Here is a 15,686-nt window from a genome sequence, read left to right on the forward strand (position 1 = left end):
TTGAAAGTTAAGGACTCGCTGACGCTCGATTTTATTTGTTGGTTCGTTTACATCCCTCGTTGATTTCTGTGGGTATTTTTTTGTTGTGAAATTCAACGAGGGTCTTTCACTCACATTTCAAGATAAATTTTTAAATTTCAGCGATCGCCAATTACCCATAATAATATTTCTGGTTTCTAATGAGTAACTACCGTCTAAAACCATACTTTATATTTTTTGTCATCGATCAAGGTTTGTAGTTCATCAATCTCCGTAACTTTAAGTATTTCTTGATTGTCGGGTAGCTCATCTGATAGCAATTCCCCTGATTGTTTGACCCAGTTGATAATTGTAATGTGATCTATTGCTGTAACTAGGGCGATCGCCCGAAAACCCAAATTACCTTGATCAATTACTTTATCAAGATCAGAACATGATAGAATAAACCTCATAGCTAGGGGTGTCTAAAAAATTAGGCTGAGAAAAACCCTTAGAACCTGAGACTGGGTAATACCAGCGTAGGAAAGCTGTTTATTGAGGATAAAATATGCGTACAGAATGGATTGCTAAACGTCATGGACAGGCTAATGTATCTCAAATGCACTATGCTCGTCAAGGTGTCATCACCGAAGAAATGCACTATGTAGCAAAAAGAGAGAATCTCCCAGTTGATTTAATTCGAGAAGAAGTGGCAAGGGGAAGAATGATTATTCCTGCTAATATCAATCATCCTAACCTTGAACCTATGGCCATTGGTATTGCGTCAAAGTGCAAAGTAAATGCGAATATTGGTGCATCTCCCAATAGTTCTAATATTGACGAAGAAGTTGCTAAACTACATTTAGCTGTCAAATATGGGGCTGATACCTTAATGGATTTATCCACAGGTGGTGGTAACTTAGACGAAATCCGCACAGCAATTATTAAGGCTTCTCCTATTCCCATCGGTACTGTACCAATTTACCAAGCCTTAGAAAGTGTTCACGGTAACATCGAAAAACTTACCCCTGATGACTTTTTACACATCATCGAAAAACACGCTCAACAGGGTGTTGATTACATGACTATTCATGCAGGAATTTTAATTCAACATTTGCCCCTAGTGCGTGATCGAATTACTGGAATTGTCTCTCGTGCCGGTGGAATTATTGCCCGTTGGATGTTACATCATCATAAACAAAATCCTCTTTATACCCATTTTGATGAAATTATCGAAATTTTTAAAAAATATGATGTTTCTTTCAGTTTAGGGGATTCTTTACGCCCTGGTTGTACCCATGATGCTTCGGATAAAGCCCAGTTAGCAGAGTTGAAAACTTTAGGACAATTAACTCGCCGTGCATGGGAACATGACGTACAAGTGATGGTAGAAGGACCAGGTCATGTACCGATGGATCAAATTGAGTTTAACGTTAAAAAACAAATGGAGGAGTGTTCTGAAGCACCTTTCTATGTATTAGGCCCTCTGGTAACAGATATTGCTCCGGGTTATGATCATATTACCAGTGCGATCGGTGCTGCTATGGCTGGTTGGTACGGTACAGCGATGCTATGTTATGTTACACCAAAAGAGCATTTAGGATTACCTAACGCTGAAGATGTGCGCAATGGCTTAATTGCTTACAAAATTGCGGCCCATGCGGCGGATATTGCCCGTCATCGGCCGGGTGCTCGAGACAGAGATGATGAATTATCCCACGCTCGTTATAACTTTGACTGGAATCGCCAATTTGAGTTATCATTAGATCCTGATCGAGCTAGAGAATACCATGATGAGACATTACCTGCGGATATTTACAAAGAAGCAGAGTTTTGTTCTATGTGTGGACCTAAATTCTGTCCGATGCAAACGAAAGTAGATGCAGATGCACTTACAGAGTTAGAAAAATTCTTAGCAAGAGAACCTGTAGCAAAATAACTTTGTCAGTTAAGGTAGTGATTGTCATAAAAACTCCTTCAGAGGTGGGAAAATTGAGAGGGAGGTAGGGAAGAGGGAAGAGTGCGATTCGTTGGGTGCTAATCATTATCATAATGAAATCCACCCGTTCAGAACCCATAAATCTGAATAACTGATGTCTTTTGAAGGTTAAATTCCTTCCATTGTACTGCCAATTGACTCTCTCTTCTACCTGCTCTGAAGTAACATCATCATGGTGGGAAGCTATCCCCTTTTGTTCTAGCTAGAAGCCGAATCTGGTAACTCTCCAAGGGTAGATGCACGGTTTTGAAGGAGAGGCTTAAAGGGTGACTTTTAGCTCGACTCTCTCACGGGAAGAGGTAAACTTTTGCTCAGGCAAAGGGTTTTAAACCCGTTGTTAGGAGTTAGGAAAAAATGTAAGTTAAATGCGTTTTAGCTTAACTCTCAAACTCAAGTCATTTCTTATTTCTCGTTTCTCAATTTTTATCGGAAATGCCACAAATTAAATAAGATTGCTTTTGACACAAATAAATATATCTCAATTCAAGATAAAATTAGGCTATTGATTTTTAAAATTCCGGCAGTTTATCTCAACGATGCAAATTAAAGGTACAACTAAATTATTAGGTATTATTGGTGATCCCATCGAACACTCTAAGTCACCATTAATACAAAATGCCGCCATCGAAGCCTTAAAATTGGATTATGTATATATTCCTTTTCTTGTCAAAAAAGAAGACTTAGAAACAGTTTTAAAAGGGTTTCAGGCAATAAATTTAGTAGGTTTTAATGTTACTATTCCTCACAAAGAAAATATCATCCCTTTCTTGACAAATGTCTCAAAATATGCTAAAAAAATAGGTGCGGTTAATACTGTATGGTTAACTAAAAATGGTTGGCAGGGTACAAATACCGATATAGATGGTTTTATCGCTCCTCTCAAAGAATTAAATCGAGATTGGCATAATATATTACCTCTTGTAATCGGTGCCGGTGGTGCTAGTCGTGCCGTCATTGTAGGTTTAGAGCAATTAGGCTGTGAGGAAATTAGAGTAGTAGGGAGAAATTTCCAGAAATTAAATGCCTTTAAGGATAGTTTTCTGTATAGTTGTCTTAATTGCCGAATTTCAGTTTATGGTTGGCATCAAATTGGTGATTTAATTCCCCATAGTGATTTAATTGTTAATACTACGCCCCTCGGAATGTATCCAAATATTGACATTTCACCCTTGACAAAAGAACAAAATAGCCTTGTCAAACCAAACGTGATCGCCTATGATTTAATCTATACTCCTCGCCCTACTTTATTTTTACAGGAAGTTCAAAAACAGGGAGGAATTATTATTGATGGTAGTGAAATGTTAGTGCAACAAGGTGCTAAGGCTTTTGAAATTTGGACGGGGAAAAAACCTTCCATTGAGATTATGAGTAAGGCTTTGTTATTCAGTTAAAGTGACATATTCCATAGATTTTCATTTTAATGATAGAGTCAGAAAAACTATCTTAAGTACTGAGGTAAAATTAATTGTATATAGGCAATGAGTTTAAACCCATTGTTATTATGGATTTGAGAAAAGTAAAGGGCATCGATTAATTTTGCTTACTGAATGAATTATCTGATTATGGTATTGTTTAAAAAACTATTATGAAATACAAATATTTTTCAGAGATGTAGTCAAACTAGCAGTTAAAGCAATACTATCTTTTCGACTGGATTTTCCTTTATAATCTTTGACGATTAAACATTCCCCAATATTAACTGTCACACTACAGCCACGACTTGGCACCGGTTCACTATACTTAATACTTATAGGTAAAATCTTTATGTCTATTTCTGGTTTTTCTTCCGCTACATCTAAGGCAATTTTGGCAATGCCTCTTTTTAAAGGTTGAACTTCGTCTGTCCGACAAATGTTTCCTTCGGGAAAAATAACCACCATTTTTTCTTGACATAATAAATCAAAACTATGACGTAAACTATCTAAACCAGGTTTATCGGTGTTAACGGGAAATCCTCCCAATCTTTTCACAATCCACCCTTGAAGCCCCTTCATTTCGTTGGCAGATACCATAAAATGAGGATTTCTAGCACTGACTAATTGACCTGTCGCATAAGGAACTATTAACGCATCCCAACGAGAGCGATGGGTAGGTGCAATAATTACGGCTCCATTTTTCGGTACATTTTCTTTCCCCGTGATGATAATTTTCTTGAAGAAAAAAGGAAAAATCAATTTAGTGGCTAAAACATAAGCTATTTTGATTAACCAAGGAGAAATATGAGAAGTAATAGTTGTTTCATGATGACTGAGATTCGGTTGAATGTCTGATGTGTTAGTCATGATTTTTGGGGATAAATTATCCGATACTTTTATCTCTCTAGCTTAAAACGATTCCGAATCAGATTTTCATTCCTTTGTGACAGTTTTTTATGTGCCAATCTTTAGGGGTCATCATTTTGTTAGATAATAAGTAGTAATTAATACTGATATTTTAATCAAATACTTATATAGATGAAATTAACCGAAATCTTATATTTAGAAATTCCTAACCCTAATCCTCAATTAATTTGTGATTGGTTACACAATACATGGCAACCCTCTCAAGGCAAAAAAGTTAATACTCGTGACGGTATTCGCTTGGAGTTAGCTGATAATCATGAATTATCAATTTTTACTTGGACTTTACAACGCACTACTTACTTAAAAATGTTCCGTTGGGGTGAAAAACAAGTCATTAATGAGCATAAAATTAAACGAGAATTAGAAACTGCTATTAATCAACAATTTCCACTTCATTATCCTTCTTTACCTGACATAGATTTAACTCATCAATCCATTTTCACCGCTTTAGAATCTTATTATCCTAATACCGTTAAATTTTTTCAAAAAATGCCTCAAGGTGAATATGATTTAACTAGAGCTTATTGGTGGGAAAAAAAGTGGCGAGATAGTGTTAAAAGTAAAGGTGAAAATACCATAAAAACTCCTCTCAAACAAGTTCTTTTTCAAGATCAAACTACAGGAAAAGCAGATTATGATATAGTTTATGTTGGTGGTGCATTAGGAGCGATTCATGCCGCTTTAATGGCAAAATTAGGCTATAGTGTTTTACTAATTGAACGTTTAAAATTTGGCAGGATGAACCGTGAATGGAATATTTCTCGCCCAGAATTTCAGGTTTTAATTGATTTAGGTTTATTTACCAAAAAAGAATTTGAATCTATAATTGCTGCTGAATATAAGGATGGTTTTAGTAAATTTTTTGATGGTAATAATCCTTCTAATTTAAAGGCAAATATTTTACATACTCCTCAAGTTTTAAATATTGCGATCGATACTTCTAAATTATTAACATTATGCGGTGAAAAATTACGCAAATATGGAGCTGAAATTTGGGAAGAAACAGAGTTTAACCGAGCAACCATAGGCAAAGATTTAGTGACTATTAACACTACTAACTTAAACACTAAAGAAGAAAAAGAAGCCACTGCCAGACTGCTTATAGACGCTATGGGTACGGCTTCTCCTATTGCATGGCAAATTTCAGGTAATCAGGCTTTTGATAGTGTTTGTCCTACTGTAGGGGCGATTGTAGAAGGTTTTTCAGAGGAGGTGTGGGATAGACAATATGGTGATGTTTTATTTTCTCACGGGGATATATCCAGAGGAAGACAGTTAATCTGGGAGTTATTTCCAGCAGAAGGTAACGAGGTGACAATATACCTATTCCATTATCATCAAGTTCATCCTGATAATCCGGGTTCATTATTAGAAATGTATGAGGACTTTTTCACTATTTTACCCGAATATCGTCGTTGTGACATGGATCAATTAACATGGAAAAAACCTACTTTTGGTTATATTCCAGGCAAGTTTACTGTTAATCAAGGCGATCGCCAAATTGCTACGGATAGAGTATTAACGATAGGGGATGCAGCTTCCTTACAATCACCATTGATTTTTACAGGTTTTGGCTCATTAGTGCGAAATTTAGGCAAATTAACCAATTTATTAGATTATGCCCTCAAATTAAACTTATTAGACGGAGAATCTTTAAATCAAATTCAGGCATATCAAAGCAATATTGCAGTTACTTGGCTATTTTCTAAGGGAATGATGGTTTCTACCTATAAAATTCTACCTCCTGCTCGTATTAACTCTACTTTAAACACTTTCTTTGGCTTACTTGCTGATGAACCGAATACAGCAGAAATATTTATAAAAGATCGTACAGATTGGCTAACATTTAACCGTTTAGCCTTAAAAGCAGCACGAAAAAATCCCCCTCTATTATGGTGGATTTGGCAAATGGCAGGAAGTAAAGATATATTTCGGTGGTTAGGTGCATATAATGCTTTTACCCTTGATGCTGTGAAAAATCTCTTATTTAGCCGTTGGTTTAAAGAATGGTTAGAAAAACAAAATTCATGGCTACCGAAGTCTAACCCTCGATTATGGTTTAAATTATTAGTATTTGGATCAAATTTACACCAAAAATAAACTATACTCAGAATTAGAATAATTTAAGTCTGTTGACTAGAACTAATATCAGGTTCGTTGAAATAATAATAAAAGAAAATATGTAAAATGGGCATTTTGCCCGTATCTAATTATAAGTAATTATCCGCACTTGATATAAAAGATTTGTAATTATGGAATATCGTCGATTTGGTAGAACAGAATTATTAATGCCCGTATTTTCTTGCGGGGGAATGCGTTATCAATATAAATGGCAAGATTTGCCTATGAGTGAGATTCCTGAAGATAATCAACGAAATTTAGAGAAAACTATCAAAAAAAGCCTAGAAATTGGCATCAATCATATAGAAACCGCTAGATTTTATGGCTCTTCCGAGATACAACTAGGACAAATTTTGCCAAAATTACCGAGAGAAAAACTGATTATTCAAACAAAAATTTCTCTTGAAGAAGATAGTAAGGTATTCAGAGCCAATTTTGATCAATCTCTTCGGTATTTAAACCTTGATTATGTAGATTTACTGGGTTTTCACGGCATTAACACTCCTCAATTATTAGATTATACGATGCGATCGAATGGTTGTTTAGAGGAAGCCCGAAAGTTACAGCAAGAGGGTAAAGTAAAATTTATCGGTTTTTCTACCCATGCACCAACGGATTTAATTATCAAAACCATTAAAACCAATGAATTTGATTATGTTAATTTACATTGGTATTGGATATATCAAAATAATTGGGAAGCAATATTAGAAGCAAATCTTCATGATATGGGAGTATTTATTATTAGTCCGTCAAATAAAGGAGGAATGCTGTATCAATCACCACTTAAGTTAAGAAATCTGACTCAACCTCTTTCCCCCATAGTTTTTAATAATTTATTTTGCTTATCTCATCCCCAAGTGCATACTTTAAGTATCGGTGCAGAAAAACCTTCAGATTTTGATGAACATTTAACCACTTTATCTTTACTTCCTCAAGCAAAAGAATTGTTACCACCAATTATCGAAAGGTTAGAAAATCATGCCAAAGAAGTGTTAGGAGAAGAATGGTTAAGCACATGGCATCTTGGCTTACCTAATCATGAAGAAACACCAGGCAATATTAATATTCCGATGATTTTATGGTTACGAAATTTAGCCTTAGCCTATGATTTAGTGGAATACGGCAAAATGCGTTACAATTTGTTAGGTAATGGAGGGCATTGGTTTCCGGGACAAAAAGCGGATAAATTAAAAGAATTTGATTTAACTCAATGTTTAACTAATAGTAAATATAAAGATAAAATACCACAGTTTTTAGCGGAAGCGGAGAAAATTTTAGGAGGAGAAGAAGTTAAGCGTTTATCTCAAAGCTAAATTTTAATTAGGAGTTGCTCAAAAAGTATGAGTATCGAGGGTAGGTATCAGGTATCGGGTTTCAGGTATTAGGTTAAATAATGAAAAATCAAGGTTTTGAGGTTTTTTATATACACATCAAACATAAACTGTGGTTAAAAAATAAGGTTAAAAATACTAAGTTTTTGATCAAAAATCCCTAAAACTGCACACTTTTTAGTTAATTAGCTTGTTAAAACCTCTAATTACTCAAATCCCATAATTCGAGCTACTTCTTGTAAATCTGGTTTAATACCTGATCGAATACCAAGTTCGCTAGTTTTCATGGCATTATCAGGATCTTTTAAGCCATTACCAGTTAAAACAGATACGATAGTAGCATTATCAGGGATTTGGTCTTTTAATTTCAAAATTCCTGCTACCGATGCCGCACTTGCAGGTTCACAAAAAACACCTTCATCTCTGCCTAAAATACGGTAGGCTTCTAAAATTTCACTGTCAGTAACAGCATTAAACTCTCCTTGAGATGCTTCTTTAACATCTAAAGCCTTTTGCCAATTAGCCGGATTACCAATTCTAATGGCAGTAGCTATAGTTTCAGGTTTTAAGATTTGATGTCCTTCCACGAAAGGAGCAGAGCCAGAGGCTTGAAATCCCATCATTCGAGGTAATATATCGCATCTATTTTCACTGTGATACTGACAAAAACCCATCCAATAAGCTGTTATATTCCCAGCATTACCTACTGGAATAGCTAACCAATCAGGGGCATATCCCAAGGTATCTACTACCTCAAATGCTGCTGTTTTTTGCCCTTCTAAACGATAAGGGTTAACGGAATTGACCAGGGTGACGGGGTAATTATCTGCTATTTCTCGTACAATGGTTAAAGCATGATCAAAATTACCTTCAATTGCCAATACTTCTGCTCCATAAATTAAGGCTTGAGCTAATTTTCCTAAAGCTACATAACCATCGGGTATAATCACAAATGCTTTCATTCCTGCCCTTGTGGCGTAGGCGGCGGCCGCAGCAGAAGTGTTTCCTGTACTTGCACAGATTACAGCTTTTGCTCCAGCTTCTTTTGCTTTTGATATTGCCATTGTCATGCCTCGATCTTTAAATGATCCTGTAGGATTTAAGCCATCATACTTGACAAATACTTTTACGTTACGACCGATCATGTTTGAGATAACGGGAACGGGAATTAAAGGGGTATTTCCTTCTCTCAATGTGATAATAGGTGTTTCAGAAGTCACTGGTAAGTAAGATTTATATTCTTCAATTAAACCTTTCCAGCCTGTTCTTAAATGATGATTCGTATGGGGTTGATGAATTTTCGTCGCTACCACGGGCGTTAGATCTAAATAGACAATGGTTTTAATTATGACATAATATTTGCACCTTTACACTTTTATTTTTAACTTTAAGTTAAATTTTGATCTTCTAGTTGAAAAATCATTATCTTACCATTTTTACTTCCTAGGGCTAATTTTTGTCCTGATAAATCCCATTTTAAACAAGAAAAACTCTCAGATATTTTTGGAAAATTTTGAGCTAAATTTTGATTATTTTTCCATAACAATAAACTACCTTCTTCATTACCACTAGCTAAAAGAAAATTTTGAGGGTGAAATTGCAAACCGTGAATTATGCTATTATTGTGTTTTAACACAGAGGCATTCCAAGCTCGATCTTCATTTTTTGTTCTTTTCCATAAAATAATATCTCCCATACAAGAGGTGGCTAAAATAGGGGGTTCTCCTGATGAAATTGGAGACCAACTGAGGTTACGAATTTTGCTACTAAATCCTAAAAGTCGCCAGGGGACTAAATTTCCTCCTCCCCACACTAACACTATTTTATCTAGAGAACTTACAGCTAAATATTCACCATCGCTCGACCAACTAATTTTAAGGGCAGCGGCATTCATTTCAAGATAAAAGGGATCATCCTGCCAATTATGACAATCCCAAATTTTTACTCCCCCGTTACCAGCGATCGCCAAAAGTTCACCGTTAGGATTCCAAGCTAAATCTAAGACAAAGGAATTTTTAAAAGGTAAAGTAGCGATAATTTTTTGAGAAACGGCATCCCAAATTAGTACATTACGCCCTTGAGTGAAGGCGAGGTAATTTTCTTGAGGATGCCATGCTAAATTCTCTATCCATTTTGAGTTATCATAGAGAATATTAAATGATTGTCTTTGGGGAAATTGCCAAATTTTCAGTTCACCATCTTCACCTCCAGCGGCTAAAAATTGATCATCAGCAGAAAAGTCTAAACAAAGGATGGAATTTTTTTTCCGGTTAGATTTCAAAATCTGTTGCAGTTGTTTTGAAAATAATGTTACTTCTCCCCCGGCTGAACTTATGGCTAATGTACCATCTTGAGACCAACACAAAGCGGTAATATATTCATCTAGTTGTCCCTGCCACTGTAATTTTAAGTTAGGATTATTTAGACTAGACACCCTTGAAAATCCTCTTTTAACTGCTTTTCATCTAAATTACGTCCAATAAATACTAATTCATTTTTACGAGTTTCTTCTGGTTTCCAAAGGCGATCGACTGTAACATCAAACAACATATGCACCCCTTGAAAAACCACTCTATTATCCATCTCATCCGCATTTAAAATACCTTTCATGCGGAAAATATCAGTACCTTGAGTTTTTAATAATTCTGTCATCCAACAGTGTAACTTGTCTAAATCAACTTTACCAGATTGCACGATCGCTACAGAATAAACTGATTCATCATGTTCGTGAGCATCTTCGGAGAGAAAATAAGGATCAATTTCTAAGGCTTGTTGAAGATCAAAGGCTCTAATACCTAAGAGATGATCCATACTAAGATTAGCATTTTTGGTGCTATAAATTTTAGCGATGGCATTTATATCCCGAATCCGAGTTTCTAAATCTTCTAACTTATCAACAGTAACTAAATCTGTTTTATTAAGTAAAATAATGTCGGCAAAGGCAATTTGCTCTTGGGCTTCTTCGGCCTCCCAATGTTGATGAATATGTTTAGTATCCACAACTGTCACCACAGCATCTAAGAGTAACTGTGACTTTAAATCTTCATCGACAAAGAAAGTTTGTACTACTGGAGCAGGATCAGCTAATCCCGTAGTTTCAATAACGAGGTGATCAAATTTATCTCTTCTTTTAAGTAAATTACCGATGATACGCATTAAATCACCCCTGACGGTGCAACAAATACAGCCGTTATTCATCTCAAAAATTTCCTCATCTGCCGAAATCACTAATTGATTATCAATACCAACCTCTCCAAATTCATTAACAATAACAGCAACTTTTTTCCCATGTTCATAGGTGAGAATATGATTGAGTAATGTAGTTTTTCCTGCACCTAAATAACCAGTTAAAACTGTAACAGGTACTAAATTTTTATCGGTTTCCGTTGACATTAATAACCTCTTTTGCTCAGATGATGATAATTTTCACAAGTTTAACAAAATTTTTATTCGATTTTAGGATTGCTAGAGTAGTCAAATATAATCAATGGGTTTAAACTCCTAAGTTTAATTTCTTTTCTTTCGAGAAGATGATTTTGGTATATAATTTTGATTTCGAGATTTTCCGTCATCTAGTTTGAGGAAACTCATTAACAGATTTAAACCTTTAAAACCTAATTTTTTGCTTAAACGAGTAACCCCTGTTACTACCTCTCCTTCTTTGGGTGTTAAAAGTTTTTCTTCTAATAATTCCTTTAATTTTGTACTGGTTAAAGGACGATTTAAAAGACCTTTTTCTCCTAAAGAAATAGAACCTGTTTCTTCAGAAACTACTATACAAATACAATTTTCAACTATTTCGGTAACGCCCATAGCCGCACGGTGACGAGTGCCTAACTGTCTTGAAGCATTCCGATCAGACAATGGTAAAATAACCCCAGCGGAGACGATTTCTGAGCCTCGAATAAACACTGCACCATCATGAAGTAAAGTTTTTGTTTGAAAAATTGTTTGTAATAATTCTCTGCTAATTTCAGCGTTAAGTTTTACTCCTGGATTAAGAAAAATTCTCTCTTCTATAGTGTTAAAAGTCTCAATAATCATTAAAGCACCCGTACGATTTTGAGACAATTCTTTAACGGCATCAACTATTTCATCAATGACACTATTTTCTTTAGGCAAAGAATAATTAGACTCAAAAAAGAGGTTAATTTGTCCTTTACCTAGTTGCTCTAAAAAACGCCTAAAATCAGACTGAAAAACTACCGCCATTGAAAGAGAACAGATTAAGATTAATCTTTCTAAAAAAAAGCTAAATAAAGTTAAATTGAATACTCGATCGCTAATGAAAAGGATCATAATTAAAATTAATAATCCTCTAATCATCCATTGAGCACGACGCTCTTTAATTAGTATAGTAAGAAAGTAAAAAGAGAAAAAAACTAATCCTAAATCAAGAATTTGTCGCAACATTACATATATATTGTCAGGAAAACCCGACGAAAACATCAATTTTCAACTCACTATTACTAATGTTCTTTAAACATAATATCACAGAGGAATGAGGAATTTAGAATTTAGAATTTAGAATTTAGAATTTAGAATGATACGACAAAATCTATGTTTCAAAACTAATAACAATTGACAAATGACAAATGACAAATCACTAATCACTAATCACTAATCACTAATCACTAATCATTAATCACTAATTACTAATTACTAATCGACTAGGTAATAAGTCTTGTTTCACCAAATCATCGTAAGTTTCACGACGAATAATTAAATTAGCTTCTCCTTCATTAACTAAAATAGCCGCTGGTCTTCCGATACGATTATAATTGGATGCCATACTATAGTTATATGCACCTGTGGCTAAAACCACTAAAGTATCTCCGGGTTGAGTATCAGGAATTTCAATATTTTTAATCAAAATATCCCCAGATTCACAATGTTTACCCGCAATAGTTACTATTTCGGTGTTTTCACTACACATTTTATTGGCAATTACTACCTGATAAAGAGATTGATAAGTTATAGGGCGAGGATTATCAGCCATTCCACCATCTACGGAAATATAAGTTCTGACATGAGGAATTACTTTTCTACCTCCAACAGTATAAGCAGTAATACAGGCAGTTGCAACCATTGATCGCCCTGGTTCAGCAATTAATTTAGGTAAGGCCAAATTTCTTTCTTCACAGGCTTTAGTTACGGCTTGAGCTACGGTTTTAACCCAATCTGTAATACTTGGAGGATCATCAGATTCGGTGTAACGAATGCCTAAACCGCCACCAACATTTAATTCTGTGAGGGGTAAACCATAATCAATAGCTTTTTTAAACCAATCTGCTAACACACCGGCTAAATCGTTATGAGGTTGTAATTCAAAAATTTGTGAGCCGATATGAGCGTGTAAGCCATTACGGTTCAAAAATTGTTTTTCTTTGACGAAGGTGAAAACTGCTTCTAGTTGATTAGCGTCAAAACCGAATTTACTGTCAATGCTTCCTGTGCGAATATAGTCATGGGTATGACATTCAATGCCGGGGGTTAAACGAATTAAAATATTGACAGATTTTTGTTTTTCGGCGGTTAATCGGGCTAAAGTTTCCAATTCTAACCAATTATCAACTATTATTTTACATTTGCTATCGATCGCTAATTCTAATTCACTGACAGATTTATTATTACCGTGAAGATAGATTTTATTGCTAATTTCTTCGGTAGTAAAACCGCTAATTTCTAAGGCTTTTGTTGTGGTGTAAAGCTCTCCTCCTGACACTACGTCAAAACCGATGCCTTCACTGGCTAAAATACTGGCGATCGCCATACAACTCCATGCTTTAGATGCGTAAATAACTTGAGATTCTCCGGCATAAAATTCCTGAAAAGCATCACGATATTGACTTGCAGAAGTGCGCAAAGTTTGTTCATCAAGTATATACAAAGGTGAGCCAAATTTAGTGACTAATTCAGTGACATCACAACCACCGATAACAAGATGATTTTTGTCATTGATAGTGGCAGTTATGGGTAATAATCCTTGATTAGGGGAAGAATGAGAGTTTGAAGATACGATAAATTTTTCTGCTGTGGATTTTTCCGTTAATAACATTACAAATAATAATTAAAATAAGATTTAACTTTCTATTGTAACGGAGTTGACACTCCATCGGGCTGTCTTCCACGAGGATTCTTTTGAGGAGATAACTAACAAATGCTAGTCATTGCTCGTAACAACCACAATGAAGATTTTACCAGTGCATCCTTGCCCATTGCCCCGATGCCCCGTTGCCCCGTTGCCCCGTTGCCTAACTTGTGCAACAAGTCTATTGTAAACGATCAGATCTAAGTTGATGATTCGGACTTAAAAGTGTCCACCAAGCGAATAAAACTACACTTATAGTTCCTAAAGCACTTGCTGAAGCGATGGCAAATACAATAACAATTTGATAACGTACCGCATCAATGGGACTAGCACCTGCTAAAATTTGACCTGTCATCATGCCGGGTAAACTGACTAAACCCATAACCATCATGGAGTTAATTGTGGGTATCATGCCTGTTTTTACTGCTATTTGAATTTCTCTATGGGTAGCTTCCCACCGTGTTGCACCTAATGCAAGTAAAGTTTCTATAGCGTTACGATTAATGACTAATCCTTCCATAAACCGCTCTAAACCTAAAGAGATTCCTGTGAGAGTATTGCCCAATATCATCCCTAACATGGGAATTAAATATTGAGGGTTAAACCAAGGTTTTACTTGAATAATTCCTGCTACAGATAAATTGGTAACGATAAATGCTGACACCGATACTGATAGTAAACTTTGCCAATAAATACCTGAAAATCTACGAGAAGTGCGATTAACTGCAGATATTCCCGCTATTCCTGCCATTAATAAGGCGATCGCCAATACGGAAAAAGGATCGGAAAGAGCAAATAACCATTCAAGCACATAGCCAATTAATAATAACTGTAGTACCATTCGCACTGATGCTATGATTAATGAGCGTTCTAATCCCAATCGTAACCTTAGAGATAAGATAACATTGATTAAAATTAATAAACAAGAAATAGCCAGTTGTCCGTAACTTAACGAAAGGTAATTATCTGACATATGGGTAATAGATAATAGTTTGTAGTAAGGGATTTATCCCTGATTTTCTCAATTATGCTTTTAGCCGGTATATTTGGAAAGTAAAAGTTGCTCATTAGTTACTCTTTGAATTTGTTGAGAATCATGACTTGTCCAAATACAGGCTCTTCGGGAATCTTGCTCTAACCATGTAGCGATCGCCGATTCTACTTGTGATTTTGTTGTGGGGTCTAAGGATGCAGTACATTCATCTAATAATAAAACCATCGGTTCTAGTTGTAACCCTCTTATTAATGCTGTTATTTGACTTTCTCCTCCTGATAAACTGGTGGCTTGTTTTTGCAAAAATTCCCAAGGACGATTAAATAGATCAAGTAAACTGATAATTTTATGGCCATCGTAATGGTGGTGACGATGGACTGATAATTGATAAACTGCTTTTAAATTAGCTTCTACCGTTCCCTCAAACATAACTGGTTGCTGATGTAAATAGATAACTTGAGAACGATACATCGGTAAATTCCAAGACGACAAAGAACGATCTTGATATTTAATATCTCCTTCCTGTAAGGGATCAAGTCCGGCGATCGCCCGTAAGAGAAGGCTTTTCCCCGTTCCACTAGCTCCAATTAATCCTAAACGTGTTCCCTCAACTAAAGAAAAAGAGAGATTTCGCCATAACCAGAGAGAATCAATTTTACGCCCGACTTTGATACTTTGGAGCATGACTATTTTTGTTATATTTAATTTATATTGACAGATTAATGATTAAATTTAGAAAAAAAATATTTAAAATCAATTAAAGTGCAGTTTATCTCAATTATAAAAACTTTTCCCTTTTCTGCAGCCCTAACCAACAATTTATCATAGAGGTGCAAGACAAAATCTAAGC

Annotated in this window: 13 protein-coding genes and 1 riboswitch; of the genes, 4 read left to right on the forward strand and 9 right to left on the reverse strand. The window is 35.4% G+C overall.

Features of this window, described 5'->3' with window-relative positions; all coding sequences use genetic code 11:
• Positions 1–194: 194 nt before the first annotated feature.
• Complete coding sequence (locus FWJ34_RS01420; protein ID WP_308253526.1) at positions 195–431, reverse strand: hypothetical protein; 237 nt, start codon at positions 429–431, stop codon at positions 195–197.
• Positions 426–521: riboswitch (TPP riboswitch) on the forward strand. (Overlaps the previous gene by 6 nt.)
• 5 nt (positions 522–526) lie before the next feature.
• On the opposite strand from FWJ34_RS01420, the gene thiC reads away from it, so the two are divergent.
• Positions 527–1,897, forward strand: a complete 1,371-nt coding sequence (gene thiC / locus FWJ34_RS01425) for a phosphomethylpyrimidine synthase (protein WP_308253527.1) — start codon at positions 527–529, stop codon at positions 1,895–1,897.
• Between the two features lie 596 nt (positions 1,898–2,493).
• On the forward strand, positions 2,494–3,348 hold the full coding sequence (locus tag FWJ34_RS01430) for a shikimate dehydrogenase (RefSeq protein WP_308253529.1): 855 nt from the start codon (positions 2,494–2,496) through the stop codon (positions 3,346–3,348).
• A 192-nt stretch (positions 3,349–3,540) separates the two neighbouring features.
• Here FWJ34_RS01430 and FWJ34_RS01435 read toward each other — a convergent pair whose 3' ends face one another.
• Entirely contained in the window at positions 3,541–4,239 is a 699-nt protein-coding gene (locus FWJ34_RS01435; RefSeq protein ID WP_308253531.1) for a lysophospholipid acyltransferase family protein, read from the reverse strand.
• Positions 4,240–4,410: 171 nt separating this feature from the next.
• On the opposite strand from FWJ34_RS01435, the gene FWJ34_RS01440 reads away from it, so the two are divergent.
• Together FWJ34_RS01440 and FWJ34_RS01445 are read left to right on the forward strand one after the other, a co-directional pair.
• Positions 4,411–6,399, forward strand: coding sequence for a flavin-dependent dehydrogenase (locus tag FWJ34_RS01440; protein WP_308253532.1), 1,989 nt, complete (start codon positions 4,411–4,413; stop codon positions 6,397–6,399).
• Positions 6,400–6,551: 152 nt separating this feature from the next.
• Positions 6,552–7,733, forward strand: a complete 1,182-nt coding sequence (locus FWJ34_RS01445; RefSeq protein WP_308253534.1) for an aldo/keto reductase — start codon at positions 6,552–6,554, stop codon at positions 7,731–7,733.
• Between the two features lie 224 nt (positions 7,734–7,957).
• Here FWJ34_RS01445 and thrC read toward each other — a convergent pair whose 3' ends face one another.
• The 7 genes from thrC to FWJ34_RS01480 form a co-directional block, all read right to left on the reverse strand.
• Positions 7,958–9,064, reverse strand: coding sequence for a threonine synthase (gene thrC / locus FWJ34_RS01450; RefSeq protein ID WP_308253535.1), 1,107 nt, complete (start codon positions 9,062–9,064; stop codon positions 7,958–7,960).
• A gap of 74 nt (positions 9,065–9,138) precedes the next feature.
• Positions 9,139–10,185 (reverse strand): eIF2A-related protein, encoded by a 1,047-nt coding sequence (locus FWJ34_RS01455; protein ID WP_308253536.1) that lies wholly within the window; start codon positions 10,183–10,185, stop codon positions 9,139–9,141.
• Positions 10,173–11,144, reverse strand: coding sequence for a GTP-binding protein (locus FWJ34_RS01460; protein ID WP_308253537.1), 972 nt, complete (start codon positions 11,142–11,144; stop codon positions 10,173–10,175). Before FWJ34_RS01460 ends, FWJ34_RS01455 begins: the two co-directional genes overlap by 13 nt.
• Before the next feature lie 114 nt (positions 11,145–11,258).
• Entirely contained in the window at positions 11,259–12,200 is a 942-nt protein-coding gene (gene cdaA / locus FWJ34_RS01465; RefSeq protein ID WP_308253538.1) for a diadenylate cyclase CdaA, read from the reverse strand.
• Positions 12,201–12,399: 199 nt separating this feature from the next.
• Positions 12,400–13,809: a diaminopimelate decarboxylase gene (gene lysA, locus FWJ34_RS01470; protein ID WP_308253539.1), complete on the reverse strand. Its 1,410-nt coding sequence runs from the start codon at positions 13,807–13,809 to the stop codon at positions 12,400–12,402.
• 214 nt (positions 13,810–14,023) lie between these two features.
• The gene (locus tag FWJ34_RS01475; protein ID WP_308253540.1) at positions 14,024–14,815 is read right to left on the reverse strand and encodes an ABC transporter permease; all 792 of its coding nucleotides are present in this window, start codon (positions 14,813–14,815) and stop codon (positions 14,024–14,026) included.
• Positions 14,816–14,875: 60 nt separating this feature from the next.
• A complete protein-coding gene (locus FWJ34_RS01480) occupies positions 14,876–15,520 on the reverse strand; it encodes an ATP-binding cassette domain-containing protein (protein ID WP_308253541.1) in 645 nt (214 codons plus the stop codon).
• Positions 15,521–15,686 lie beyond the last annotated feature (166 nt).

The organism is Geminocystis sp. GBBB08 (assembly GCF_016743215.1).
GTDB lineage: Bacteria > Cyanobacteriota > Cyanobacteriia > Cyanobacteriales > Cyanobacteriaceae > Geminocystis.

Bases quoted from the DNA above. Each gene is read 5' to 3' on its own strand.
- FWJ34_RS01460 (WP_308253537.1), bottom strand. From the start codon at position 11,144: ATGTCAACGGAAACCGATAAAAATTTAGTACCTGTTACAGTTTTAACT.
- lysA (WP_308253539.1), bottom strand. From the start codon at position 13,809: ATGTTATTAACGGAAAAATCCACAGCAGAAAAATTTATCGTATCTTCA.
- FWJ34_RS01435 (WP_308253531.1), bottom strand. From the start codon at position 4,239: ATGACTAACACATCAGACATTCAACCGAATCTCAGTCATCATGAAACA.
- FWJ34_RS01440 (WP_308253532.1), top strand. From the start codon at position 4,411: ATGAAATTAACCGAAATCTTATATTTAGAAATTCCTAACCCTAATCCT.
- FWJ34_RS01475 (WP_308253540.1), bottom strand. From the start codon at position 14,815: ATGTCAGATAATTACCTTTCGTTAAGTTACGGACAACTGGCTATTTCT.
- FWJ34_RS01430 (WP_308253529.1), top strand. From the start codon at position 2,494: ATGCAAATTAAAGGTACAACTAAATTATTAGGTATTATTGGTGATCCC.
- FWJ34_RS01420 (WP_308253526.1), bottom strand. From the start codon at position 431: ATGAGGTTTATTCTATCATGTTCTGATCTTGATAAAGTAATTGATCAA.
- thiC (WP_308253527.1), top strand. From the start codon at position 527: ATGCGTACAGAATGGATTGCTAAACGTCATGGACAGGCTAATGTATCT.
- FWJ34_RS01445 (WP_308253534.1), top strand. From the start codon at position 6,552: ATGGAATATCGTCGATTTGGTAGAACAGAATTATTAATGCCCGTATTT.
- FWJ34_RS01480 (WP_308253541.1), bottom strand. From the start codon at position 15,520: ATGCTCCAAAGTATCAAAGTCGGGCGTAAAATTGATTCTCTCTGGTTA.
- cdaA (WP_308253538.1), bottom strand. From the start codon at position 12,200: ATGTTTTCGTCGGGTTTTCCTGACAATATATATGTAATGTTGCGACAA.